This is a genomic window from Paenibacillus sp. 79R4 (genome assembly GCF_013393165.1).
Lineage (GTDB): Bacteria > Bacillota > Bacilli > Paenibacillales > Paenibacillaceae > Fontibacillus.
Genome location: NZ_QJOT01000012.1, coordinates 1 through 23,293, shown reverse-complemented (window position 1 = coordinate 23,293; position 23,293 = coordinate 1). Strand labels below are relative to the sequence as shown.

25 protein-coding genes are annotated in these 23,293 nt (G+C 46.9%); 22 read left to right on the top strand and 3 right to left on the bottom strand.

From position 1 onward, the window contains the following. Positions 1-35: 35 nt before the first annotated feature. Entirely contained in the window at positions 36-767 is a 732-nt protein-coding gene (locus tag DMN77_RS17025; RefSeq protein WP_179015781.1) for a hypothetical protein, read from the bottom strand. A gap of 356 nt (positions 768-1,123) precedes the next feature. Between DMN77_RS17025 and DMN77_RS17020 the strand changes: the two genes are divergently transcribed. Further along, a complete protein-coding gene (locus tag DMN77_RS17020) occupies positions 1,124-1,462 on the top strand; it encodes a zinc ribbon domain-containing protein YjdM (RefSeq protein ID WP_068778227.1) in 339 nt (112 codons plus the stop codon). A 154-nt stretch (positions 1,463-1,616) separates the two neighbouring features. Here DMN77_RS17020 and DMN77_RS17015 read toward each other — a convergent pair whose 3' ends face one another. Further along, the gene (locus DMN77_RS17015) at positions 1,617-2,327 is read right to left on the bottom strand and encodes a hypothetical protein (RefSeq protein WP_256872462.1); all 711 of its coding nucleotides are present in this window, start codon (positions 2,325-2,327) and stop codon (positions 1,617-1,619) included. 88 nt (positions 2,328-2,415) lie between these two features. Here DMN77_RS17015 and DMN77_RS17010 point away from each other — a divergent pair, with 88 nt between their 5' ends. The 13 genes from DMN77_RS17010 to DMN77_RS16950 all read left to right on the top strand — a co-directional run bounded on the left by DMN77_RS17010 (position 2,416) and on the right by DMN77_RS16950 (position 14,317). Beyond that, positions 2,416-2,610 (top strand): hypothetical protein, encoded by a 195-nt coding sequence (locus tag DMN77_RS17010; RefSeq protein ID WP_068778226.1) that lies wholly within the window; start codon positions 2,416-2,418, stop codon positions 2,608-2,610. Between the two features lie 43 nt (positions 2,611-2,653). Next, positions 2,654-3,559 carry an ABC transporter ATP-binding protein gene (locus DMN77_RS17005; RefSeq protein WP_179015780.1) on the top strand — a complete coding sequence of 302 codons (906 nt, stop codon included), beginning with the start codon at positions 2,654-2,656 and terminating at the stop codon, positions 3,557-3,559. Further along, on the top strand, positions 3,556-4,359 hold the full coding sequence (locus DMN77_RS17000) for an ABC transporter permease subunit (protein WP_068778224.1): 804 nt from the start codon (positions 3,556-3,558) through the stop codon (positions 4,357-4,359). The genes DMN77_RS17005 and DMN77_RS17000 overlap by 4 nt, the downstream gene beginning before the upstream one ends. A 47-nt stretch (positions 4,360-4,406) precedes the next feature. Next, positions 4,407-4,997, top strand: a complete 591-nt coding sequence (locus DMN77_RS16995; protein WP_372776102.1) for a TetR/AcrR family transcriptional regulator — start codon at positions 4,407-4,409, stop codon at positions 4,995-4,997. A gap of 155 nt (positions 4,998-5,152) precedes the next feature. Next, the gene (locus DMN77_RS16990) at positions 5,153-5,368 is read left to right on the top strand and encodes a hypothetical protein (protein WP_068778222.1); all 216 of its coding nucleotides are present in this window, start codon (positions 5,153-5,155) and stop codon (positions 5,366-5,368) included. Between the two features lie 98 nt (positions 5,369-5,466). Beyond that, positions 5,467-6,294, top strand: a complete 828-nt coding sequence (locus tag DMN77_RS16985) for an alpha/beta hydrolase family protein (protein ID WP_068778221.1) — start codon at positions 5,467-5,469, stop codon at positions 6,292-6,294. Between the two features lie 235 nt (positions 6,295-6,529). Then, complete coding sequence (locus tag DMN77_RS16980; RefSeq protein WP_068778220.1) at positions 6,530-7,336, top strand: DODA-type extradiol aromatic ring-opening family dioxygenase; 807 nt, start codon at positions 6,530-6,532, stop codon at positions 7,334-7,336. Between the two features lie 168 nt (positions 7,337-7,504). After that, entirely contained in the window at positions 7,505-8,578 is a 1,074-nt protein-coding gene (locus DMN77_RS16975; RefSeq protein WP_179015778.1) for a DUF3048 domain-containing protein, read from the top strand. A gap of 223 nt (positions 8,579-8,801) precedes the next feature. Further along, positions 8,802-9,416 (top strand): DUF47 domain-containing protein, encoded by a 615-nt coding sequence (locus tag DMN77_RS16970; protein WP_068778218.1) that lies wholly within the window; start codon positions 8,802-8,804, stop codon positions 9,414-9,416. Positions 9,417-9,504: 88 nt separating this feature from the next. Beyond that, positions 9,505-10,494, top strand: coding sequence for an inorganic phosphate transporter (locus DMN77_RS16965; protein ID WP_068778217.1), 990 nt, complete (start codon positions 9,505-9,507; stop codon positions 10,492-10,494). Positions 10,495-10,579: 85 nt separating this feature from the next. Further along, complete coding sequence (gene corA / locus DMN77_RS16960; protein WP_179015777.1) at positions 10,580-11,545, top strand: magnesium/cobalt transporter CorA; 966 nt, start codon at positions 10,580-10,582, stop codon at positions 11,543-11,545. A 542-nt stretch (positions 11,546-12,087) separates the two neighbouring features. Continuing rightward, on the top strand, positions 12,088-12,981 hold the full coding sequence (gene galU / locus DMN77_RS16955; protein ID WP_068778214.1) for a UTP--glucose-1-phosphate uridylyltransferase GalU: 894 nt from the start codon (positions 12,088-12,090) through the stop codon (positions 12,979-12,981). A 112-nt stretch (positions 12,982-13,093) separates the two neighbouring features. Further along, entirely contained in the window at positions 13,094-14,317 is a 1,224-nt protein-coding gene (locus DMN77_RS16950; protein WP_068778213.1) for a glycosyltransferase family 8 protein, read from the top strand. A gap of 138 nt (positions 14,318-14,455) precedes the next feature. Here DMN77_RS16950 and DMN77_RS16945 read toward each other — a convergent pair whose 3' ends face one another. After that, positions 14,456-14,956, bottom strand: a complete 501-nt coding sequence (locus tag DMN77_RS16945; RefSeq protein WP_068778212.1) for a hypothetical protein — start codon at positions 14,954-14,956, stop codon at positions 14,456-14,458. A 305-nt stretch (positions 14,957-15,261) separates the two neighbouring features. Here DMN77_RS16945 and DMN77_RS16940 point away from each other — a divergent pair, with 305 nt between their 5' ends. The 8 genes from DMN77_RS16940 (at position 15,262) to DMN77_RS16905 (ending at position 22,945) form a co-directional block, all read left to right on the top strand. After that, complete coding sequence (locus tag DMN77_RS16940; RefSeq protein ID WP_068778211.1) at positions 15,262-15,552, top strand: YerC/YecD family TrpR-related protein; 291 nt, start codon at positions 15,262-15,264, stop codon at positions 15,550-15,552. Positions 15,553-15,611: 59 nt separating this feature from the next. After that, positions 15,612-16,400: a sirohydrochlorin chelatase gene (locus DMN77_RS16935; RefSeq protein ID WP_179015833.1), complete on the top strand. Its 789-nt coding sequence runs from the start codon at positions 15,612-15,614 to the stop codon at positions 16,398-16,400. A 21-nt stretch (positions 16,401-16,421) separates the two neighbouring features. Further along, positions 16,422-17,309, top strand: a complete 888-nt coding sequence (locus DMN77_RS16930; protein WP_068778210.1) for a diacylglycerol kinase — start codon at positions 16,422-16,424, stop codon at positions 17,307-17,309. 417 nt (positions 17,310-17,726) lie between these two features. Then, the gene (gene rlmD / locus DMN77_RS16925; RefSeq protein WP_179015776.1) at positions 17,727-19,247 is read left to right on the top strand and encodes a 23S rRNA (uracil(1939)-C(5))-methyltransferase RlmD; all 1,521 of its coding nucleotides are present in this window, start codon (positions 17,727-17,729) and stop codon (positions 19,245-19,247) included. 112 nt (positions 19,248-19,359) lie between these two features. Beyond that, positions 19,360-20,349 (top strand): tRNA dihydrouridine synthase, encoded by a 990-nt coding sequence (locus DMN77_RS16920; RefSeq protein WP_179015775.1) that lies wholly within the window; start codon positions 19,360-19,362, stop codon positions 20,347-20,349. Between the two features lie 348 nt (positions 20,350-20,697). Then, the gene (locus tag DMN77_RS16915) at positions 20,698-21,048 is read left to right on the top strand and encodes a DUF2200 domain-containing protein (protein ID WP_179015774.1); all 351 of its coding nucleotides are present in this window, start codon (positions 20,698-20,700) and stop codon (positions 21,046-21,048) included. Positions 21,049-21,290: 242 nt separating this feature from the next. Continuing rightward, positions 21,291-22,013 (top strand): TraX family protein, encoded by a 723-nt coding sequence (locus tag DMN77_RS16910; RefSeq protein ID WP_068778187.1) that lies wholly within the window; start codon positions 21,291-21,293, stop codon positions 22,011-22,013. Between the two features lie 551 nt (positions 22,014-22,564). Beyond that, entirely contained in the window at positions 22,565-22,945 is a 381-nt protein-coding gene (locus DMN77_RS16905) for a VOC family protein (RefSeq protein ID WP_179015773.1), read from the top strand. The last annotated feature ends 348 nt before the right edge of the window (positions 22,946-23,293 follow it).

Genomic DNA, 23,293 nt, shown 5'->3' with positions numbered 1-23,293 from the left:
TCCTTTCTCTAGTGTGACTAGAGATCAGGTGGTCGTTAATCGCTTACAGTGGGCTTGGAAGAGAAGGAGAAGCTCATTCGCTCCGTGAAATCATTGATGGTCTTCATCAATTCATCTTTCTCGGCCTTAATCTTAGTGCATTGCTCATCTACCTTCTGATTTTCAACTTCCAGCTCTCTAATTCTCTCTTCCAGTTCTCTAATATTCACCATGTTTTGATACTGAATATTAGCGGACTCTTCCTTTAATAAATTATATTTGTTAATTTCTTTCTCCAATTGATTGGAGATCTTCTCAAAATCATGGTTTGAAGTGCTTTGGTACTCTTTATAGTCTTCAAGCAATTGATCATAACTCATCTGTTTGTTGGTGAGGCTGGTCTCGAGCGTGCGAATCTCTTTGCTCTTGTCCTGTATGAGCTGTTCCTTCTTGACCAAATCGTACTTCAGACGGCTGATCGTCTCGTTGGCCGCATCCAGTTGAGTCTCGAAATCTTCGTTCTTGTACACGAGCAATTGCCGTTCATTCAGCATATTCTCCAGAGACAGCACCAGATCGAAAGAGACCTTATCAAGATTCTCTTTGGACAATATGTATTTCTTGCCGGAGTTCTCGGCCGGATTGGAGATTTCCTTATTACTAGTAATAATCTCCACCAGCTCTAATGGTTCTTCCTTCCCCTCAAGGTTCGTAGGAACGGGTTCATTTTGATTAGTTAGAACACCTTTCAACCAACCCATCGACTTATTTCTAGCATCTTTAGCCATAGTTTCGTCTCCTAAATAAGAAATAGTAATAGGTATTCCTCGTAAAAATGTGAAAAACATTACTAAAGTAGCAGTTATGTATAAATGATCCGTCATGATTAAATCAATCTATTCACATTGTATAATTATGTAGGATAATGTCAATATAATGCTATTGTACTAGGCCTTACATCCTATTATTTATAAATGTAAATATAGGAATACAATAATAAAGTCCTATTGGATTGCGGTTCATTGAATCTAAGAGGGATTTGCCAAGGGTATGGAACTATGTCACTATAGTACAATGGTTGTTATAAGCTTGTAAGCTGGAGTTACATGGACAACTGACAATGATGAATGGAGGACATGAAGTTATGCCTTTCCCAAATTGCCCGAAATGTAATTCTGAGTACACGTACGAGGATCGAGACTTGCTTGTCTGCCCGGAGTGCAGCCACGAGTGGTCTGCTGAGTCTTCCGCTGTGGAGAATGAAGATGCGAGAGTCGTGAAGGATGCTCACGGCAATGTGCTAAGCGATGGCGATTCTATTACGGTAATCAAGGATTTGAAAGTAAAAGGAAGCTCATCGGTCATCAAAATTGGTACCAAGGTGAAAAATATCCGTCTGATCGAGGGCGATCATGATATTGATTGCAAAATTGACGGCTTCGGCGCGATGAAATTGAAGTCGGAATTTGTGAAGAAAATCTAGCAAGAGCATGAAAAAAATACAGTCCGCGTCTCCTTAGGAGATCGGGCTGTATTTTTGTTAAGGAGCGGTATATGTCCATCCGGTTGCCATCGGGATTTCCTACCTCAAAAATTCGCAATTTTAAAGCAAGGTTTTTGCCGATTGAGTCAATAAATCATTTGCTGCGCCGCGCGAAGATGAAGATTTGACCAAGCAGCCCAATGATAAAGATGATCAAGCTCTGCCATGGGGTAACCACGAAGGAGGGCATAATCCGGTTGAGCAGCAAACCGGCGGCAACGACGGCCAGAGCGATAATAATATAAATGCCGAAGGCTTTCATATCGAAAAATTTACGCGACTGCCTCGGGTCTGGAGAAGGTGCGGCTTGCTTGGCGTCATCCTCCTCCTGCCCGGGTCCGAGAAACCGCGTAATCGATTCGATAAATACGATGGCCAGCCCGGCGATTAACACCAGGATCCCGCTATTAATGGTTGTATTGGCGAATTCCCCTCCGAACCATTTGCCGAAGAAGCTGGTAATCATAAAGATGAAGAATACCCAGGTGATCGTCACCCATGGAATCATAATGTAGTATTTGATCTTCTCTCTTAAAGTCCGAGGTCTGCGCATTTGGACATCGTCGATGAGCTGTGCACAGTAAGCAGCGGCGTTTGCTCCAAATAATTGGTCAGCGTTAACTCCTTTAGGCTCATGTTTGCTGATCTTCTGCGCCAGGTAGAGCAGCAGTTCTTCCTTTTTGGCGTCGCTGATCTCTTCCTCTTTGCGGACATAATTGCACATTTCCTGAAAATAAGCTGCATTCTCTTGGTTCATTTGCTGGCGGAGTTGTTCAACTCTAGCAGCTTTCTCTTGAGTGTTCAATCCAAGACCCTCCAACTATGCTGATATTGTTCAATAGTATACGGTAAATTTTATCCGAATCGCAAGGGAAGGGGGATACAGGGTTCGTGTGGAAAGTCCGCTTTTGACAAGAAAGCCAATCGAGTTGCTCAGAGCTGGGCAGCCCTCGATTCAATTCAAGGCAGACTTGCTTGGCAATCAAGATTTCTCAGCAGATATCGTTGATAAAATAACACCTAAAATTGTACTAATTAATATTTTTGAGTATAAAAATATATTGAATAAATTAATCAATAATATATAATGTACTCATTATTTAATATAAGTACAGTTGGAGGTTGGAGGACATGGACGCGATCTCGATATCTGGTCTATCGAAGTACTATGGCAAGAAGATCGGTGTAGAAAATATCGGTTTTACCGTGTCAGAGGGGGAGAAATTCGGGTTTATCGGCCCTAACGGTGCTGGCAAGTCTACGACAATTCGTATGCTGATGCAGCTTCTGCATCCGTCCGGTGGAGAAATCTCTCTCTTGGGCAGGACGCTCGGGAAGGAGAACCCGGATATACGCAGCAGAATCGGTTACCTTCCTTCCGAGGTGCAGTATGACAGCGATATGAACGGCCTTCAGGTGCTAAAGTTTGCCGCTCGGGCTTACGGCAAAAATCTGCAGGATACCATGGCGCTGGAGATGGCGGAACGATTGCAGCTCGATCTGAGCCTCAAGGTTCGCGATTACTCCCTTGGGAACCGCAAGAAGCTGGGGATTGTGCAATGTCTTCAACATCAACCGGAGCTGGCCGTGCTTGATGAGCCAACCTCGGGTCTGGATCCGCTCATTCAACATGAATTCTTCAACCTGTTAAGCGAATTGAATAAAGAAGGGATGACCGTATTTTTCTCTACGCATGTTCTGTCTGAGGTAGAGAGGTTCTGCGATCGGGTCGCTTTTATTCGGGAAGGCAAGCTGCTTAGAGTATCCCGGGTGGATGAGATTGCAGAACGAATGTTGCGCAAGTTCACAGTCCTATTCCGCGATCAGGGGAACCTTATTGACAGGCTGGCATTGAATCAATTGGATCCGAATGCGGAGTATCAGCACGGTGAGCATACCTTTCAGGTATCAGGCCCCATCGAACCTGTACTGAGAATGCTGGCTGATGTCGGCGTAAATGATTTGCGCGTGGAGCGGCCATCTCTGGAAGAGATATTTATGAAGGATTATTCGGAGCATACGGAGGGAGAGCAATGAGAGGCATGATTGGAAATTTGGTCAGGAATGAATGGTGGGTAAATCGGCGCAATTTCGCGATCGCTCTTTTCATCATTGTTGGCTTTCAGGTGCTGTTCACCGGTGTGTCGGATATTTATCTGCAGAATAATGACATTATCAAATTGATGGAGACCATTCCTTCTGCCATGCTGGAAGCCTTCGGGATGCATCCGGAGCAGATGGCTAGCTTTGAGGGCTGGATGAGCAGTGAGCCGCTATTGTTCTACCAGATGCTGTTCGGTGGATTTGCCGCAGTGTGGGGGAGTCAGACGATTGCACGTGAGCGGGGAAATAAGACGCAGGATTTCCTGTTTACGCTACCTTATTCACGCACGCAAATCTTTCTGTCCCGAGTGCTGGCGCATTTGGTGCAGATGCTTGTTGTATTTCTTATTGTTATGGGCTCCGTCTATTTATTTGGCTCTCTATTTAGCACGGTTGGCAACCCGGAAGCAGTTCTTGTCATGATGCTGTCCGGCCTGCTGGTAGCGATGGCCTTTGCCGGAATCGGTTATCTGTTCACAACACTGGTCCGCACGGAGCGGGCGGCTATGTCGATCAGCATCGGTATCGTTATGGTATCCTTCCTGCTGAAAATGCTCTCCGGGCTAAGTGAATCCATCTCCTGGCTGTCGAAATGGAGCTTATTCAATATCTTTGATAGCCTCAGAATGGCAACCGAATCGTATCTTTCCTGGACAGGGGTAGCTATCTGCTTATTGGTTTATTTTCTGGGAATAGTGCTGGCTGCAATTTTGCTCCGTCGGCAGGATATTTAGTTTATAATAGATAGAAAATGATACTGAACAAAGGGGGCGTACTGTCCGTGGCTAATGGAAAAAAGGAGCAAATCATCCGGACGGCGCGCAGGCTGTTTTATGAGCAGGGGATTGCAGGCACGAGTATGGATCAAATTGCCGAGGCTGTACCTGTTTCAAAAATGACCATTTACAAATATTTCAGCAGCAAGGATGGCTTGATCGAGCACGTAGTTATGGCGATCAATGAAGAGACGCATGCGGATTTTGCACAAATGATGGAGCAATCCAATGATGCAATTGAACTCATGCACCATTTGCTTCGCTATCAGAAAATGAATGACTATTCTCCCGAATTTATCAATGATCTGGTTAATGTATACCCCGAATATACGCAGCAGATGATTGAATATAATGAGCAGAAGAACATGCCGCTGTTCGAGGAGATGGTGTTCCGTGGCCAACAGAATGGGCAAATTCGAAAGGATATCTCACCGCATTTGCTGGTGCTGTACTTGTCTTCCATGAAGGAATTCATGGCGAAGCCTGGTCGTCTGGAGCCATTTACGAATATGAATGTACTGGCCGATCAATTCATATCGTTGCTGATTCATGGCATTTCCAATACGCCGTCTATAACCGAGCCTCCAAAAGAATAGGATGGACTTTTTTGCACTTGAGTTGAATCAGGCTGCACAGGACACCGCTTTGAAGTGGTGTCCTTTTTGTATTTTTCGTGAACATCGCATAAAAAGGCAGCTATCAAGACGAAACTACATCATCACGGAATTTGTTAAACAGGAGGAAAGTATCCATGGAGAATGAAGCGGAATTAACACGCCGTTATTTGCTCAACAGTCATTCACGGGGCAGTCTGGAGGAAGTCGTAGGCGAGGATGAGCAATTGGAGCTGGCGGATGGCCGGGAACTGGCGATCCAGATCTCCGAGGATATCCCTCCAACCCTGTTTGAAGAAGAACAATCAGGAAAAGAGAAGATCGCACATTATCTCAGACAATACTATAGCTGATAATTGACACCCTGTTAGCTGCGATGATAATATAAAACCAATAATTCATATTAAAATTATCGGAATTGTATTCATTGTTGTAACGGGGAGGAATAGAGATGGAACGGCAAATCATCATACAGCATGGAACTGAGGAAATTGCAGCGAGTGTTCACTACCCGGTCGGGGTGAAAACAGAAGGGCGTTGCAAAAACCGGATGCCCTTGGTTATTATTTGCCATGGCTTCGTGGGCAGCCGGATTGGCGTTGATCGTTTGTTCGTGAAGACGTCACGGGAGCTGGCGCAGGCGGGATCCATGGTCGTGCGCTTCGACTATGTCGGCTGTGGGGAGAGCAGTGGGGATTATGGCCGCGAGAGTGTGGACTCCATGATCGCACAGACGAGGGAAGTACTGGATTATGCGCTGGGGCTGGGCGATATTGATCCGGAACGAGTGACGTTAATTGGTCATAGCCTGGGCGGGATGATCGCCTTGCTGACAGCGGCCCGTGACCGGCGTGTGAAAAATCTGGTGCTGTGGTCAGCCGTAGGTTATCCATTCAACGATATCGTCAAGATCACAAGCCGTAAGTTGTATGATGAAGCGATAACGAAAGGCAAGGTCGACTATTTGGGCTATGGTCTTACGCCGCAGTTCTTTGAATCGCTTGCTGGCTACCAGCCGTTCCAGGAGGCGAAGAAATTCGCCGGCGATGTGCTCGTCGTTCACGGTACCTCTGATGATGCGATACCAGTTGACTATGCTTTTTTATACCAAAAGGTATTCTGGATGCGGCCTGAAGGACGCTGCGATAAGGAGATTATTTTCCAGGCGGATCATACGTATTCGAGCGGTGGGCATCAGCAGCAGCTGATCCATAAGACGAGGGATTGGCTTGGCGGGCTTGAGCATGCCCATCGCGAGTGGCAAGACTGGATGATCTGACAGCAAAAAACGCTTCCAGCACCGAAAAAGATTGGACGAAGTTAGAGCCTGCGGATCGGAGCATACGTAGTGGGTGCTTGAGGCCCCGGGAGTCCCGATTGAATTCAAGGTCCGATGCCTGGCATATTTCTTGATTCACTTCGTGATCAAAGCTGCGTTAGGGGGAACTAGTAAATACCGACATATAGGGATACAATGAAGATGTAACCATTCTGGTGCCCTGGAGGTATGTATGATGACTCAGCCTGCAATGTTTCTCGCGCACGGGTCCCCTACACTCGCGATTGAAGACAATAACTACACCCAATTTCTGAAGCAATTGATACAGCAATTGCCGCGCAGACCCAGGGCAGTCGTTGTGTTCTCAGCCCATTTCGATTCACCTGTTCAGGCTGTAAGCAATGATGATATTCATGAGACGATGCATGATTTCTATGGATTCCCGGAGGAAATGTACGGCATTCATTACCCGGCTCCCGGAGATCGGGAACTGAGCAAGCAGATCGGAGAACTGTTCGCCAACAATAATTTAACGTATGAGATGTCCTCGGGAAGAGGGCTCGACCATGGAGTCTGGGTGCTGCTTCGGATGTTGTTCCCTGAGGCAGATGTGCCTGTAGTGGAGCTGTCGGTGGATTCCAGACGTTCCCCTGCAGAGCAATATGCGATTGGCAAAATGCTGACCCGACTGCGTCAGGAGAATGTGCTTGTCCTTGGCAGCGGTGGTCTAGTGCATAACCTGCGGCTGCTGGAGTCCGGAGCATCCTCGCCCGCCGATTGGGCGGTGGAATTTGATGAGTGGATTGGCGAGCAGCTGCAAGAGTGGAATCTGCGAATATTGTTCGATTATGAGCGGCGGGCTCCGCATGTACGGAAGGCGGTTCCTGTTTACGCAAATGAGCATTTCGCCCCTTTGTTGTATGCGATGGGAGCTGCGGATGATGAGCGTAGAGCGGTGAAGCTGTTCCAGGATTACCAATATGGCAGTATAAGTCTAAACTGCTGGGTATTCGGTGGAACAATATCAAAAAAAATTGAATGATACATTATTGAGTTCATATATAGAATACTTAGGCGAGTTATATCGCAACAAGGACTGTCGAATGATCCATGGATCGATTCGGCAGTCTTTTTTTGTCTTTTCTAGGCGAGTCGGTTCAACGTATAATAGAGGGAACCAGAGCTAATAGAAGAAAATAATGGAGGAATTATGAAATCTTATCTATCCAGAATCAGTCTGTCCCTGCTGTTAGCGGCATGCTTGCTGCTTGTTCCCGCATGTGGGAAAGGAGGCAACCATGCATTGAATGAACCGGATCAGCCCATTCCAAGCGAAGATGTTCAGGAACCGCCGGTGGAAGAACCGGATGAACAACAGGCGCTATACAAGTCTCCTTTTACCGGATTGCCGCTTGATGAGCCGACTACACAAAGACCTTTAGCCATTATGATCAATAATGCTCCTGCTGCCAGACCACAATCAGGATTAGGCGGGGCGGATATTGTATATGAGCTGCTAATGGAGGGCGGTATTACTCGGCTGGTGGCCATATTTCAAAGCGGTGGCGAAGTAGCCAAGGTTGGTCCAATCCGCAGTATACGTCCTTATATGATCGAACTTGGCGAAAGTTACCATGGGATTACGGTTCATGCCGGAGCCAGCAACGATGCTTTTGCTATTTTACAGCGCCAGCACAAGGAAGATTTGGACGAGATTACGAATGCGGGACCTTATTTCTGGAGAGATAAATCGCGAAAAGCACCGCATAATTTATATTCCAATGTAGAGAAGCTGCTCGAAGGTGCTGATAAACGGAAATACTCGACCCAGGATACCGAGATTCCTACCTACCCTTTCCGCGATTCGAGTGATCCGGGAGAAGGGGATCCGGCAACGTCTGTGGAGGTTAAGTTTCAGCTTGAAAAATATAAGGTATCCTATGTATATGATGCGGAGAGCAAATTGTACAAGCGCTTTATTAATGGCGAGCCGCACAAGGACCTGGACACCGGGGAACAGCTGACCTGCACGAACGTGGTCATTCTGGGTACGGATCATAAGGTGCTTGATGATATCGGGCATCTCAGCATTAATCTGGAGATGGGCGGGGATGCGATCCTGCTGCAAAATGGCAAAGTCATTCGTGGCACCTGGATTCGCAAGGCGGATGACGTGATTCGCATCATTAAGGACAATGTCGAGGTTCCCTTTTACCCAGGTAAAACATACTTCAATATCGTCCCTAACAAACCTGATTTCGAGAGTCATATTAAGCTTGAATAATTGCTGGTCATGACAGGGCTTTATTGGCTCAATCTGGATGTTCCTTTGGATGAATCTGGAGCTTTAAGGATAGAGCTGGGAACACTGGGGCAAAAATAAGTTATATAGATGAAATGTTTTCGACAAAATGATCTATACCCTCTCAAGTTATGATAATATATTGTGGGTTAGTAATAGGAGTGTAAGGGGTATAACAAACGTAAAAGAGAAGAGAGGATTCCAGATGCGAGTTAAGAAGAAGGATATCTTTTTCCAAACCCTGGAGAACATGGCGGATACGATTGTACAATCGGCCGATTATTTCGCCCAGCAGGTTGCGGAATTTAAAGACGTAGACCAATTCGCGAAAAAAATGAAAGAGCTTGAATCGCAGTGTGACAACTACACACATACGATTATCGTTGAACTCAACAAGACGTTTATCACTCCGATCGAACGAGACGATATCATGAGTCTGACGACAACACTGGATGATGTGATGGACGGATTGGAAGCGACAACGTCCCGTTTCTTCATGTATCATTTGCATGAGCCGGACGAGCATATCACGAAGTTTGCCGAGATTCTGCGCAATTCTGCCTATGAGATTCAGAAGGCGATTCACTTGCTGTCGCAGAAGAAGCTGTTGGCAATTCGTGAATATACGATCCGTCTGAATGACCTGGAGAATCAGGGGGATGAATTACTCCGCATTTGCATTAATGAACTATTTGCGAAGGTAACGGATCCGATCACTCTGATCAAGAAGAAGGAAATCTACGAGCGACTCGAGACCACCACAGATGCATGCGAGCATGTTGCCAATATGCTTGAATCCATAATAATGCGCAATTCATAAGATTAAACTACTCATTCGAAATACGGGAGGTTGGAATTGCGCGGATCCTGTAAAGAGAAAAATTCCATCTGTGCAATAATAAAAAAACATGGATACGAGTCTAATAATTATTTTCGTTGTTATCATACTGGCGTTAGGCTTCGACTTTATTAACGGCTTCCATGATACAGCCAATGCGATTGCAACATCGGTCTCCACCCGGGCCTTGAAGCCGCGGACGGCGATTATGATGGCTGCCGGAATGAACTTCCTCGGAGCCCTGTTATTTACGGGCGTTGCAGAGACGATCGGAGGCAGTGTAGCGAACCCAGCCGCACTGGATAATGGACTGGAAGTATTGATCGCTACCCTGCTTGCGGCAATTATCTGGAACTTGATTACCTGGTGGTTTGGCATACCCTCATCTTCCTCACATGCTTTGATTGGTGCGTTGGCAGGTGCGGTGTATGTCGGCGCAGGTCCGGACAAGCTGAACTGGGGCGGTTTCACAAAAATTGTGGAAGCCCTGATCATTTCTCCGTTCCTTGCCTTCGGGATTGGCTACATTGTTATGTTGATTCTGAAATGGGTCTTTGCCAAGAAAAGCCCGCATACCGTCAATAAAGGCTTCCGTTCCGTTCAAGTCTTGACCGCGGCGATTCAGAGCTTCTCGCACGGGACGAACGATGCGCAGAAAGCGATGGGGATCATTACCTTCGCGCTTGTAACGGCTAAATTCCAGGATCATATGGAAGTTCCGCTATGGGTTAAGATTGCTGCTGCATCCGCGATGGCTCTGGGTACATCTCTTGGGGGCTGGAAGATTATTAAGACGATGGGGACGAAAATATTTAAAATTGAACCGATTAACGGTTTTGCAGCTGATATCTCGGCGGCTTCGGTTATTTTCGGGGCGACCCTGATTCATTTGCCTGTCAGCACTACGCATGCTATTACGTCATCCATTCTTGGCGTTGGCGCTGCGAAACGGTTCTCTGGAGTTAGCTGGGGGCTAGCCGGTCGAATTGTTATCGCTTGGGTGATTACGATTCCAATCGTAGCTGTACTTGCAGGTCTGATCTATGTTGTATTGTTCTAAAAGATAAAGCGAATAACAATGACGCCAATCTGCTGCAGGATTGGCCTTCTTTGTATTCTAGTGCATGTGCGGGAGGTTATGGACAATGATTCGTGTGATGGGGATTACGCATGACCATCAGGTAAAAACGGATATTGCATTGGAAGACATTCATAATAGTCATCATTTTTTGTGGAGCTGGGTTGATTTCAGTGAACCCACAGAGGAGGAAGCAAAGCTCCTGGATTCCTTCTTCCAATTCCACCCATTAGCCATTGAGGATTGTATGCTGCATGTTATGCAGCGTCCCAAAATTGACTTCTACGAGGATAATGATTTTCTTATTCTGCACGCGTTGGATCCGGACACGCTGGAGCTGATTGAGGTAAATCTGTTCATTGGCGAGAACTATTTGGTATCCTTTCATTACCGGGAGCTTCAGGAGATCGATATAGCCTGGGAGAGCATTCAGAAGCGGGCGTTGAACCGAAAAATGTGGGAGCGCGGCCCTTTTACCGCTGCTTATCTGGTCATCGACAATCTGGTCGATCAATATTTCCCTTGTGTCTATGCGGTGGAGGATGAACTGGACGAGCTTGAGAAGCTGGGCAGTCGTGAATCGATTGAGCAGCTGATGAACCAGGTCTTCGATCTTCGCAGCAGGCTGCTCAAGCTGCGTCGCACGATCATTCCGATGCGCGATCTTATGTACCATATCCTCAATTCGAAGCATATTCAGTCGCAGAAGGAAGCTGGCGCCTACTTCTCGGATATCTACGATCACTTACTGAAGCTGTCGGAAATGGTAGAATCCAACCGTGAGATGACGGCGGATCTTCGCGATTCCTATCTCTCATTGAATTCTAACCGGATGAATGGCATTATGAAGACGCTGACCGTGATCACCAGTGTATTTATGCCGCTGACGCTCATCGCTGGCATTTATGGCATGAACTTTGCGAACATGCCTGAGCTGCACTGGCGTTATGGATATTTTGGCGTACTGAGCTTGATGGGTATACTCAGCATTTGGATGATATTCAGCTTCATGCGGCGAGGCTGGTTCAAATAGCAGGCTGCCAGTCCTGTTTGGCAACATTATTTGGCTCGCTGCGTATGATATATATAGTGCCAAGGAGGGGAAGAAATGAAGAAAAGGGCGCTGTTCTTATGGAGTTGTATTATTCCGTTGTTGTCTTTGCTTTGGGTTACCCAGGTTGATGATCGAATATTCAAGTTAGGTTTTCCATTAAAATTTGTTACTTATCATAACTTCACAGTTCCGGAGGGTCCTTTTCAAATCTTCAACAACTTCTTCTTAACCACTTCTATAGATTTGGGCATCTATATATTCAATGCACTCCTCACATACGGTATGCTCACCATTTTAATTAAACTGACGACCCAGATTAGATCACACTATTTTTAAACATCATTTATGGCTTCAACTTAAAACGGGCATTTCCCAATTTCGACGGGAAGTGACCGTTTTTTTGGCTGCGCTGGACGGGCATTTAATTATTTTTGCCTAATTAGATAGATGTCCACTATTCAAAAGCTTCTCTGGCATACGATGACATCATATACAACTGCATCATTAAGGAGGAGGACCAGTTGAAGATTCGAAAGGCGATCATACCGGCAGCAGGTTACGGAACGCGGCTTCTTCCAGCAACCAAGGCAATGCCCAAGGAAATGCTTCCGATTATTGATAAACCAACGATTCAATTCATTATCGAGGAAGCGGCGGCGGCCGGAATCGAAGAGATTCTGGTTGTCACTGGCAAAGGGAAAAAGGTCATTGAGGACCATTTTGATTCTGCACATGAGCTCGAATACTTCCTGGAACAGAAGGGAAAGTTCGAAGAGCTTCGCAAGGTGAGAGAGTTTACTGGTCTGGCAGACATTCATTATATCCGCCAGTCTGATCGTAAAGGGCTGGGTCACGCCATACATGTGGGCAGAAAGTTTATCGGAGGAGAGCCTTTTGCCGTGCTGCTTGGAGATACCTTCTTCGAGTCAGAGCCACCGGCTCTGGGGCAGTTAATCAAAGGCTTTGACAGATTCCAGACATCCATACTGGGGGTCCAGACGGTACCCGAAGAGAAAGTATCCAAATACGGGATTGTGGATGCCAAGCCACTGGTTGGTGCTTTCGCCTATGTCAATCAATTAGTCGAGAAGCCCCAGCCGGGTGCGGCTCCTTCGCGTCTGGCTATGGTAGGGCGCTATATTCTTACGCCATCCATCTTTGATATTCTGGAAGATCAGCCGCCAGGTGTAGGAGGTGAAATCCAGCTCACCGACGCGTTGAATCGGCTCCTGGCCAGGGAGGCCGTCTATACTTGCGAGATCAACGGCCGCTGGCATGATGTGGGAGACCCGCTTGGCTATCTTAAGGCCATTCTCGCAATTACAGGGCACCGTGGAAATCTAAAGAATGATCTTCAAGAAGAGGTAAACAGGCTGCTGCAAGTTGACAAGGATATCCCTAGTTCCGAGCAATAACTATCTACGTTTGATCTGTAGGAACGCAGGCTCCAAAGACCGTGAGCGTAAAAAGCACGGCAGTTGTGAGTTGCGTGGTTATCTAAAAAACAGGGAGAGGTGTTCATCGTAAATGGTTGAATTGGCTTTGGCATTTACAGATAAGGATGGAAGCTATGCAGAACATGCCGCTGTCGTTCTGACGTCGGTCTTCCACAATACAAGTTCACAAGTTAACGTTCATATTCTTCATGACGAGTCGTTGACCCGGGAGAACATGCTGCGAATCAAGCAACTGGTTACACATCATAATCATACAGTGAAATTCTACTCTGTTGTCCTGGATCGTGATTTGGCCGAAACCGTTGAGGGAGCCCAATCGGTTAATTCCTGGACTTGGGGCAGCATGTACCGATTGCTCCTGCCTTCTTTGCTGGATGTCAGCAAAGTAATCTATCTGGATTGCGATGTGCTGGTAAATCTCGATATTCAAGAATTGTGGGATGTCGATTTGAACGGATGCTATCTGGCTGCGGCCCGAGATTTAGGCGCCGCAGGGCTCGCTGACGTTCTTCTCCCCTTAGGATTTAATCCGGATACTTACTTCAATTCGGGCGTAATCGTATTTGAATTGGACAATATTCGCCAAAATTCGGAGTGGTATGTGAAGATGCAGGATTTCCTTCGGCAGCACCCCAGCACGAGCCTGCCGGACCAGGATGTACTCAATCACCTTTACGGTGACAACTATTTACAGCTGGATGGGAATTTCAATATTTTTATTATCAATATTCCGGATCTGGACTTTAATCATAGAATTGTACACTTTGCCGGAGGGGCGAAGTGGTGGGAACCCGTGTCACCGGGTTTCACCCTGTATCAGGAATATCTGAATCAGACCCCGTGGAGACTGCCGAAATCGTATTTTGCAGGGCTGCTTGATCCCATGGAGGATAATCAATTGCTGCCCCTGGAACATGTCGGGAGCCATCATGGAGGGCATCCGCCCCGGCGTCGTCACTCTATAGAAAGATCGCGGATGAAGCGGATGAAGAGATCATGGAGGCTTAAAAAGTCCAGAAGATTGACGAAGCTGAAGGTATTGCAGAAATCAGGAAGACGACTTGGCTTGGCTCGAAGACACAAGACTTTACGATCATATTCTTTACGTCGCATGCATCGGACAGCATCGGTGCAGCCAAGAAATCGATTGTCGCCTGAACGCGGAGGATGGAATTCGTCTCCTGCCAGAGCTGCACTTCCTAGAAGGAGACGTCGAGTCGTAGTACCTCGGCGAGGAAGGGTTGCCCGGACCCCTTGGAAGACGGTGCACTCTCGGGCCAACCACAGGTATTAGAGTGGGGCAAGGACCTCAATTCCGTGATGAAGCGGATGGGGATCCTTGTCTATATTACGATTAGGCCAAGAAAAATAGCTGCCGAGACCTCTCGACAGCCCTGCGCCCATAAATTTACTGCTCTGCGGGAGTTTGAACTTAACGACGGCGTTTGGCAGGTGCCTTGCCGCTGCGTGGACGGGAGGACGGGCGCTTGCTGCCTTTCCTTCCGCTCTTCCTTCCGCTTCCTTTGCGGCGCGGTTTGTATTCGTCTAAATTGTCGTCGCTATTGCCGCCCTTGCCCTTGGATCCTGGAAGCAGGCTGGTGAACATTTTAGCCATTGGCGCGAATTGCTGAACGGTTTGCATAATTTTTTGTACCTTGCCCATGGTGGCGACGATTCCGTCGATTCCACCCATGCGGTCGATCATGCCTTTCAGATCGCCCAGATTCGGGATGGAGAATCCGCCTCCAGCCTTGGCTGCCGAATTGGTAGCAGCGGGGAGCGGATCGGTCGGCTGTGAATAAGGAACAAGCGCAGAAGCCTCGACGATCTCGGATGGATCGGAATCATACGGCGTAATCCCTGGATAATTGTGCGAGTAGGGATACGAAGGGGGCGTCGCACTTCGCCGTGGAGGAGTGTAATGCGGCATCATATCACTTTCCTTTACATAGTATTGTGTCAGGAGGTGGGCAGCAGCCTCCGGCGCTTCTCCCATTCCTGGTTATGCATATAAACCGTTAGTGTGACTAGGATAATTCTTTAGTAAATAGGCATTTGCAATAATACAATGTATGTATCTACCCAGATTTTCGTCTGGACGAATGTCCCGGTTTTGTGGGCATTTGCGGAAAATGGGCGTTCTTTCTGTGATGCGTGAAATCGTTAATGCTTGAAAAAGATGACCTTACTCGGGTACAATGGTGGTGTGGTACAGTAACGGTAGGGGATGATGATTCAGTGCAACTTAAGAAGTTGAATGATAAGACGATCGATCAATTGTTTGAAGCGATACTTTCTTTAAAGAATGTTGAGGAGTGCTACGTCTTCTTTGATGATCTTTGTACAGTTAACGAAATACAATCGCTCTCCCAGCGTCTGGAAGTAGCGAGAATGCTTGGCAAGGGTTCTACATATAATCAGATCGAAGCTGAGACTGGAGCTAGTACGGCAACGATTTCACGCGTTAAGCGCTGTCTTAATTATGGCAACGACGGGTATAAAATGGCGCTTGAGCGCATCAACCTGTAATTGTGAAGACAGGGCCAGGGACATCACAGGATTGGACGGTCGGTCAGGAGGCATGTGATATAAAGAGTTCTCCGGGGAAGCCAGGGGTACTTGTTATTAGTCACGGGTCCCCTGACTCGGACTGGGTAGCCTTCGTCGACGAAGCGGTTGCAGGTGCGGCGAGTGAACTGCAGGCCAATATTCCAATCGTATCCTCCTTCCTGGAGATTGTGGAAGGACGGCTGATTCAAGATGGAATCGATCAGCTGGAAGCTTGGGGAGTGACAGATATTATTGTCATCCCGTTATTTGTCTCGTCGGGCAGTACTCATATCGATGAGATTTCATATGCACTTGGCATGAAGAGCACGCCGGAGAAGGAAACGGATTTAGAGCCTTTTTCTTTATCTGTCCGCGTGTTTTTTGGCGATCCCATCGACGACGATCCGATCGTGGCCGAGATCGTCTGGGATAAGGTGAAGGAGCTATCGAGCTGGCCGGAGCGGGAGGTGCTGCTTCTCGTTGGCCATGGCAGCCGGCATGAGGGTTTCCGGCAGCGCTGGGAGCGGGGGATCGCAGGACTATCCGCGCGTGTTGGCCGCCTTGGCGGGCTGGCTCATGCGGATTATGCGCTTCTTAGTCCGGATAGCTTGCGCAGCAAAGTAAGCTATTGGCAGGAGGAGCGGGGCTATGAGGTGATCGTTGCTCCGCTTTTTTTGAGTAAGGGCTACTTCACCGGTACAGTGATTCCAACTCGTCTTGAGGGACTACCTTATCATTATCTGGGGGAGGCTTTGTTGCCGCATTCCAGGTTGTCCCGCTGGATATCTTATCAGATATTGAATATAATGGGATCATTGAAATTATGATAAACAGGTGGCGTTCAAGTAATGAAAAAAGCTAGGCTTATCTATAATCCTACTTCCGGAAGGGAAGAAATGCGGAGATTGCTCCCATCTATTCTGGATCGGTTGGACCAGGCCGGTATAGAGACGTCTTGTCATGCGACGACGGGAGACGGCGATGCTACACGTGAGGCCGCTGAATCCGTGCAGCGTGGCTATGACATTCTTATTGCTGCCGGCGGCGATGGGACGCTGAACGAGGTCGTGAACGGGATGGCAGGGTATGATGATTTGCCGCCATTAGGTATTTTTCCGCTTGGAACGACCAATGACTTCGCGCGGGCCATGAAAATTCCGAAGCGCTGGGAAGATTTCTGTGATCTGGTGATTGAGAACAAGACGAGACCGATTGATATCGGCAAGGTGAACGGACGACATTTTATTAATATTGCTGGTGGCGGCTCGCTAACGGAATTAACCTATGAGGTTCCAAGCCGTCTGAAGACGATGATCGGTCAATTGGCTTATTACATGAAGGGTATCGAGAAGATGATCAATCTCTCGCCAACGGAGCTGGTTATCCGTGCCGAAGGGATCGGCGAGGTAGAGGGCGAGTTCATGATGTTCCTGATCGCGAACAGCAACTCGGTTGGCGGCTTCGAGCGGCTGGCGCCGGACGCCAGAATCGATGACGGCTTGCTTGATGTCATTGCCGTGAAGAAATGCAATCTGGCGGAGTTTATCCGCCTGGTCAGCATGGCATTGCGCGGCGATCATTTCAATGATCCGCGAATTATGTACTTCAAGACCGAACGGATGGAGGTTACCTCCCCAGGACATGTCTTGCTCAACCTGGACGGTGAGCTTGGCGGCGAGCTTCCAGGCGTTTTCGAGATTTTGCCGCGGCATTTGCATATTTTTTCGCATGAGTAGAAGAAGATTTAAGCGTGGTTCGTTTGCGGATATGACCGTTAGGCAGGCGTTTGAAGCCTTAACGATGGAAGCTAATCGTTTGAAGCTCTAACGAAGTTAACCAATCGTTTGAAGCTCTAACGAAACTACAGATCGCTATTTCCGCATTAATAGCGGCAATTTTAATCTAACGAAACTCTGGATCGTTATTAGGGAGAAATAGGGGCTTTAAGCTCCTGATTTGAGCGAATAGCGCTACCTAGTTTCGTTAAAATTTGCAGAAGCTTTTTGGGTTCCAAATAACGATACCCAGTTTCGTTAGAAACTGGAATCAGCGTTCCCCTGCCTTATTGGCGGGGGTTTTGCATGAAGTGAGAGAGTGTACGTCGTAACATGAAATAGACTTAGACTTAAGTGGAAAGAAGTGAAGCGGTAGCCATGAGGAAACAGCGGGATCGGGCAAGAGGCAGGAAGGCAGCGGATACAGGTAATAAGGAAGCGCTAGCCGGATTACCGGTTGCCAAGAATGACGAGGTAATGATCGACATCATCGGGATGAACCATGACGGTGAGGGTGTAGGCCGTACCGAAGGCTACACGCTGTTCGTCGCAGGGGCACTCCCGGGTGAACAAGCGCGGGTCAAGGTGCTGAAGACGAAGAAGCAGTATGGTTACGCCAAGCTGCTAGAGCTGCTTCAGACCAGTCCGCAGCGTGTAGCAGCGCCTTGCCCGATCTATCATCAATGCGGCGGCTGCCAGCTTCAACATTTGAGCTATTCGGGCCAATTGGAGTGGAAGCGTCAGCATGTCGTAGATGCCCTGGAGCGGATCGGGAAACTGACGGTAGCGAAGGAAGAGGAGAGCTCTGCAGTGCCAGATGAGCGAAAGAATGCTTGGAACTCTGAAGGAACGGGCCTGGCGAAGCAAGTTGATCCTATTAAGGTGCTTCCGACCCTGGGAATGTCTGAACCATGGCGTTATCGCAACAAAGCTCAAGTACCTGTTGGTGTGACGGATGGGGCCTTGGTCGGCGGTTTTTATGCCCGTGGCAGCCATCGCATCATCGACATGGAGACCTGTCTCATCCAGCATGAGAGTAATGACGCTGTAGTTGCTAGAGTGAAGGAGATCGCTCGTCGTCTTGGCATCACTGCCTACGATGAGGAATCCGGACATGGTTTGCTTCGCCATGTTGTCGTGAAGGTAGGCTTCCGTACGGGCGAAATGATGCTCGTCCTAGTGACGAATGGGGACAAGATTCCCCATGTCAAGGAGTGGACCGAAGCGATCCGCAATGAAATTCCAGCGGTCGCGAGCATTTGTCAGAACGTGAATAAGAGACAGACGAATGTCATCTTTGGCGATGTCACCCGCGTCCTGTGGGGGCGTGAGACGATCTATGATTATATCGGAGATGTGAAGTTCGCCATCTCGGCGCGTTCTTTTTATCAAGTGAACCCTGTGCAGACCGAGTTGTTGTACGGGAGAACTGTAGAATATGCCGGACTCACCGGCCAAGAGACGGTAATCGACGCTTATTGCGGAATCGGCACCATTTCCTTGTTCCTGGCGCAGCATGCCGCTAAAGTATATGGAGTCGAAATTGTACCGGAAGCGATTGAAGATGCGCGTCGCAATGCGGAGCTGAACGGCATGAATAACGTAACCTTTGAGGTCGGTGCCTCCGAGGATGTCATCCCGGCCTGGAAGGAGCAAGGTGTCGAAGCCGACATCATCGTCGTCGACCCGCCGCGCAAAGGCTGTGATCCTCGTCTGTTAGAGACGATACTCGAAATGAAGCCGAAGCGAGTGGTCTATGTATCGTGCAATCCGTCCACGTTGGCACGGGATTTGCGTGTACTGGAAGACGGCGGCTACCGCACCGTTGAGGTGCAGCCAGTGGATATGTTCCCGCATACGGTGCATGTGGAGAGCGTAGCATCACTGCACTTGAGTTAATCATTAACAAAGGTTCCATGCCGTTGTTATTATCAATAGCAACAGCCCATTTTTGCAGTTTTTATTTTTCGGGATGAAGATTTATCCTGGTATTGATAGAGAGGTTTTTGATATGACAGAACATTTTTGGCGTGATTTGCCACGGCCTTTTTTTATACTGGCGCCGATGGAAGATGTGACGGATGTTGTTTTTCGCCATGTCGTCAGTGAGGCGGGCAGACCGGATGTGTTTTTTACGGAGTTTGCGAATACAGAGAGTTATTGTCACCCGGAGGGAAACCAGGCTGTGCGCGGGCGTCTGACTTTTACAGAGGATGAACAGCCCATTGTGGCTCACATCTGGGGAGATAAGCCGGAATACTTCCGTCAGATGAGCATCGGCATGGCGCAAGAAGGATTCAAGGGCATCGATATTAATATGGGTTGTCCTGTAGCAAATGTAGCAGAGAACGGGAAGGGAAGCGGGCTGATCTGCCGTCCCGAACTCGCAGCGGAGATCATCCAGGCTGCCAAAGCCGGGGGATTGCCCGTCAGTGTAAAAACCAGGCTCGGTTTCAGCAGCATAGACGAATGGTGCGGCTGGTTAACCCATATCCTGAAGCAAGACATTGTGAATCTGTCCATTCATCTGCGTACAAGAGAGGAAATGAGTAAAGTAGATGCTCACTGGGAACTGATACCGGAGATTAAAAAGCTTCGTGATGAGGTGGCCCCTGATACTCTGCTAACCATTAACGGGGACATCCCGGACCGTCAGACCGGACTGAGGCTCGCCGAGCAATATGGTGTGGATGGCATTATGATCGGGCGCGGTATTTTTCATAATCCATTTGCTTTTGAGAAGGAGCCGAAGGAACATAGCAGTGAGGAATTGCTGGGTCTGCTGCGGCTGCATCTGGATCTCTATGATGAGTATTCGGGACAGAAACCACGTTCGTTCAGCCCGCTTCAACGCTTCTTCAAAATCTATGTCCGCGGATTCCGAGGGGCAAGTGAATTAAGAAATAACCTAATGAATACAAAGTCAACAAATGAAGTGCGTGCGCTGCTTGATGAATTTGACAGCAAGGAGCATGATGGGGTGGAGGAACCCGAAAATTAAGTTCAGATTCTCTACTACAGCCTAGGTATTAAACGAGTATAGGCATCCCATTAGCTGTTATTGATCTATGTTGATTTTGCTTGTACGACATATGTAAAGGCTATAGCGTTGCTACCGAGACGAAATAGAAATTTAGCGTTATTGTTTGGCCAAGTCTGGTCTTGAAGTTGTCGGCAGACCCTTACTGTTCCACTGCACTTCTATAAGTCATGTCATGGTAAGTCTGAAGGTCGGAAGTTGATTTGGGATGGAAGAATTGGAGCTTTCGGAAGGAAGTAACATTGATATAGAGACAAATTCGTGATAGTTATGAACTAAGAACTAAGCATAGAACGGAAAGGACAAATCATGACCAAACATCGGATTTTCACAACAAGTGTTGCAAGTGTCTATCCCCATTATGTTACGAAGGCGGAGAGAAAAGGGCGTACGAAAGCAGAGGTTGATGAAATTATCCGTTGGTTGACAGGGTATAGCCAGGAAGAGTTTGAAGGGCAACTGGAACAAACGACGGACTTTGAGACTTTTTTTGCGAATGCTCCCCAACTAAATCCTTCGCGGAAGTTGATCAAAGGCGTGGTCTGTGGTGTCCGTGTGGAAGACATCGAAGAACCAACGATGCGGGAAATTCGTTATTTGGATAAGCTGATCGATGAGTTAGCCAAGGGAAAAGCAATGGAGAAGATTTTGCGGAAATAATATAAAGAAACCGAAGTGAATGCGCAAAGCTAAATAAATGAAGCTAGTTAATCAAATATTTGTATTTAAGATGGACGTAGGAAACTGCGTCTTTTTTTATGTAGCAAAGGGATTTACGGCCATAACATGTTTTATTACAAATAAGTAATGTTAGTGTAAGTTGGGTAGATCGTAAGATTTTACATAGATCACTATAATCGATATAGAACAATAAGGAGGAAAGAGGGAGAAAGGAGATCAATATGCAAACAATGAGGCTTAACGGATTTCAAATTAAATTAATTATGGCGTGTTTAATGGTGCTGGATCATATCGCTTATTTTATACCTGGAATTTGGGTAATGATCTTCCATGTTGTCACAAGAGTGGTTGGAGTATGGTTTGCTTATATCGCTGTGGAAGGTTTCATGTATACTAGCAATCTGAGAAAGTATTTTACAAGATTGTTCTCATGGGCAGTCATGATGTTTGCAGGCAACTATGTGCTGAACTTAATGTTTGAGGATCGCGGTATTGCCATTCATAACAACATATTTTTAACCTTGGCTATCGGTGTATTCATGCTAACAGTACTAACCCGAATTAATAATAAAATATGGGGGTTCATCTGCTCCGTTGTTTTGCTGGCGGTCGGAATATTGATAGCTGAAGGCGGCATGGTCATTCTACCGTTTATGCTTATAACCTATTTCACCTACGGTAAAAACAAATACAGAAATATTGGTTATTTATGTTTATCGCTTATTTTGTTCTTGATGTCATTTGTAAATTACGGAGATGTGTTAACAACAATCGAAATGCTGGCATTTAATTCGGACTTCATGTTTATCTTCGTTATCCCGTTTTTGTATATATATAATGGTAAAAGAGGAAGCAACTCTAGATTTGCGAAGTATTTCTTCTATGTTTTCTATCCGGCTCATTTATGGATAATTACAACGATTGCGTATATCGTTTCGGATTAGCTGCCTTTCATTTGGTTTTTTCAAAATTTGATCCTTGGGGGGCGAATGTGTACTTAATCTTCCATCCCGTCGGTTCAACTCTTGCAATTGATCGGTTGACTCTATTAAAGGGGCAAAATCCGGTGTCAGAATTCAAAGCAATGAGAGGTTATAGGTACGAAGCGGATAATTTTGGCGCCGCATGGCTAACCTCTCTTTCAACACAGCTAGTTCATGCACCACGTGTCAAAGAGTGCCTCGTCCATCTGGAAGCCAGGTTTGTGGAGATTACATCCATTCGAAGAACCAAGCTCGCTGGTTGCTATTGAAGTACGCATCGAAAAAGTTCATATAGAAGATTCCCTTCTTATGGATGTGAACTCGAATGATGTGGATCCTTCCAAATGGAGTCGGATCGTGAGTTTCTGTGAATACTTTGGCCTTAGTGAACAGTTAACTGTATCAAAATTAACACCAGGATTTGGGCCCGATTCTGTATAATAGAGTTATAATAACGAATATGGAATATTTTGTGTTTAAGAGAATTGAAAATAATCGAAGGGAGAGGAAGAATGAAAATAAGCTCACAAGCATATGTAAGGGGAAGTATCGAAGCGGTTGATAGGTATTGTTCAGCATTTGGATTAGAGAAAAGCCTGGAGATTAAGGATGAAACACAGAACGCTTATGCGCATTGTGAATTGACTTTAAATGGCGAGCTGTTTATGGCAGTGAGTGAAGCGCCAAAAGATTGCGATGTTCATAAAAAAACAACTTGGCAGACCATGGCATTTAATGTATACGATATGGGAACTGAGGAAGCCGTCCGCAAAGCTTATAATGTACTGAGCAATGGAGGCACTGTCATTGATCCCATCGGCTCTTGTGATTGGAATCCGTGTTGTTCTAATCTCATCGATAAATTCGGTGTGTTTTGGTGGATAGCTATTTAGAGGAATTGGAATATTTTACGTGTTGTAATGGGCGAATAACCGTGGTACATTATTAGTCCGGTCGTTAATTTGAAGCGTTGTTGACAGCTTCTAAAAAGGAAAAGAAAAATAATGCTTGCATTGATGATCTGGACATGATATATTATAAGAGTTGCTGCTGAGAACGCAGCGACGCTAAAAACGAAGTTGATCTTTGAAAACTGAACAACGAGTGAGCGGGTTTCACGTCAAGTGAAATCTAAGAAATAAGTCAGATTCAAAATGAGCTAATCGCTCTTTTCAATGAGTAACACTTTATTGGAGAGTTTGATCCTGGCTCAGGACGAACGCTGGCGGCGTGCCTAATAC

Bases quoted from the DNA above. Each gene is read 5' to 3' on its own strand.
- DMN77_RS17025 (WP_179015781.1), bottom strand. From the start codon at position 767: ATGGCTAAAGATGCTAGAAATAAGTCGATGGGTTGGTTGAAAGGTGTT.
- DMN77_RS17020 (WP_068778227.1), top strand. From the start codon at position 1,124: ATGCCTTTCCCAAATTGCCCGAAATGTAATTCTGAGTACACGTACGAG.
- DMN77_RS17005 (WP_179015780.1), top strand. From the start codon at position 2,654: ATGGACGCGATCTCGATATCTGGTCTATCGAAGTACTATGGCAAGAAG.
- DMN77_RS17000 (WP_068778224.1), top strand. From the start codon at position 3,556: ATGAGAGGCATGATTGGAAATTTGGTCAGGAATGAATGGTGGGTAAAT.
- DMN77_RS16990 (WP_068778222.1), top strand. From the start codon at position 5,153: ATGGAGAATGAAGCGGAATTAACACGCCGTTATTTGCTCAACAGTCAT.
- DMN77_RS16985 (WP_068778221.1), top strand. From the start codon at position 5,467: ATGGAACGGCAAATCATCATACAGCATGGAACTGAGGAAATTGCAGCG.
- DMN77_RS16980 (WP_068778220.1), top strand. From the start codon at position 6,530: ATGACTCAGCCTGCAATGTTTCTCGCGCACGGGTCCCCTACACTCGCG.
- DMN77_RS16975 (WP_179015778.1), top strand. From the start codon at position 7,505: ATGAAATCTTATCTATCCAGAATCAGTCTGTCCCTGCTGTTAGCGGCA.
- DMN77_RS16970 (WP_068778218.1), top strand. From the start codon at position 8,802: ATGCGAGTTAAGAAGAAGGATATCTTTTTCCAAACCCTGGAGAACATG.
- DMN77_RS16965 (WP_068778217.1), top strand. From the start codon at position 9,505: ATGGATACGAGTCTAATAATTATTTTCGTTGTTATCATACTGGCGTTA.
- corA (WP_179015777.1), top strand. From the start codon at position 10,580: ATGATTCGTGTGATGGGGATTACGCATGACCATCAGGTAAAAACGGAT.
- DMN77_RS16950 (WP_068778213.1), top strand. From the start codon at position 13,094: ATGGTTGAATTGGCTTTGGCATTTACAGATAAGGATGGAAGCTATGCA.
- DMN77_RS16945 (WP_068778212.1), bottom strand. From the start codon at position 14,956: ATGATGCCGCATTACACTCCTCCACGGCGAAGTGCGACGCCCCCTTCG.
- DMN77_RS16930 (WP_068778210.1), top strand. From the start codon at position 16,422: ATGAAAAAAGCTAGGCTTATCTATAATCCTACTTCCGGAAGGGAAGAA.
- rlmD (WP_179015776.1), top strand. From the start codon at position 17,727: ATGAGGAAACAGCGGGATCGGGCAAGAGGCAGGAAGGCAGCGGATACA.
- DMN77_RS16920 (WP_179015775.1), top strand. From the start codon at position 19,360: ATGACAGAACATTTTTGGCGTGATTTGCCACGGCCTTTTTTTATACTG.
- DMN77_RS16915 (WP_179015774.1), top strand. From the start codon at position 20,698: ATGACCAAACATCGGATTTTCACAACAAGTGTTGCAAGTGTCTATCCC.
- DMN77_RS16910 (WP_068778187.1), top strand. From the start codon at position 21,291: ATGCAAACAATGAGGCTTAACGGATTTCAAATTAAATTAATTATGGCG.
- DMN77_RS16905 (WP_179015773.1), top strand. From the start codon at position 22,565: ATGAAAATAAGCTCACAAGCATATGTAAGGGGAAGTATCGAAGCGGTT.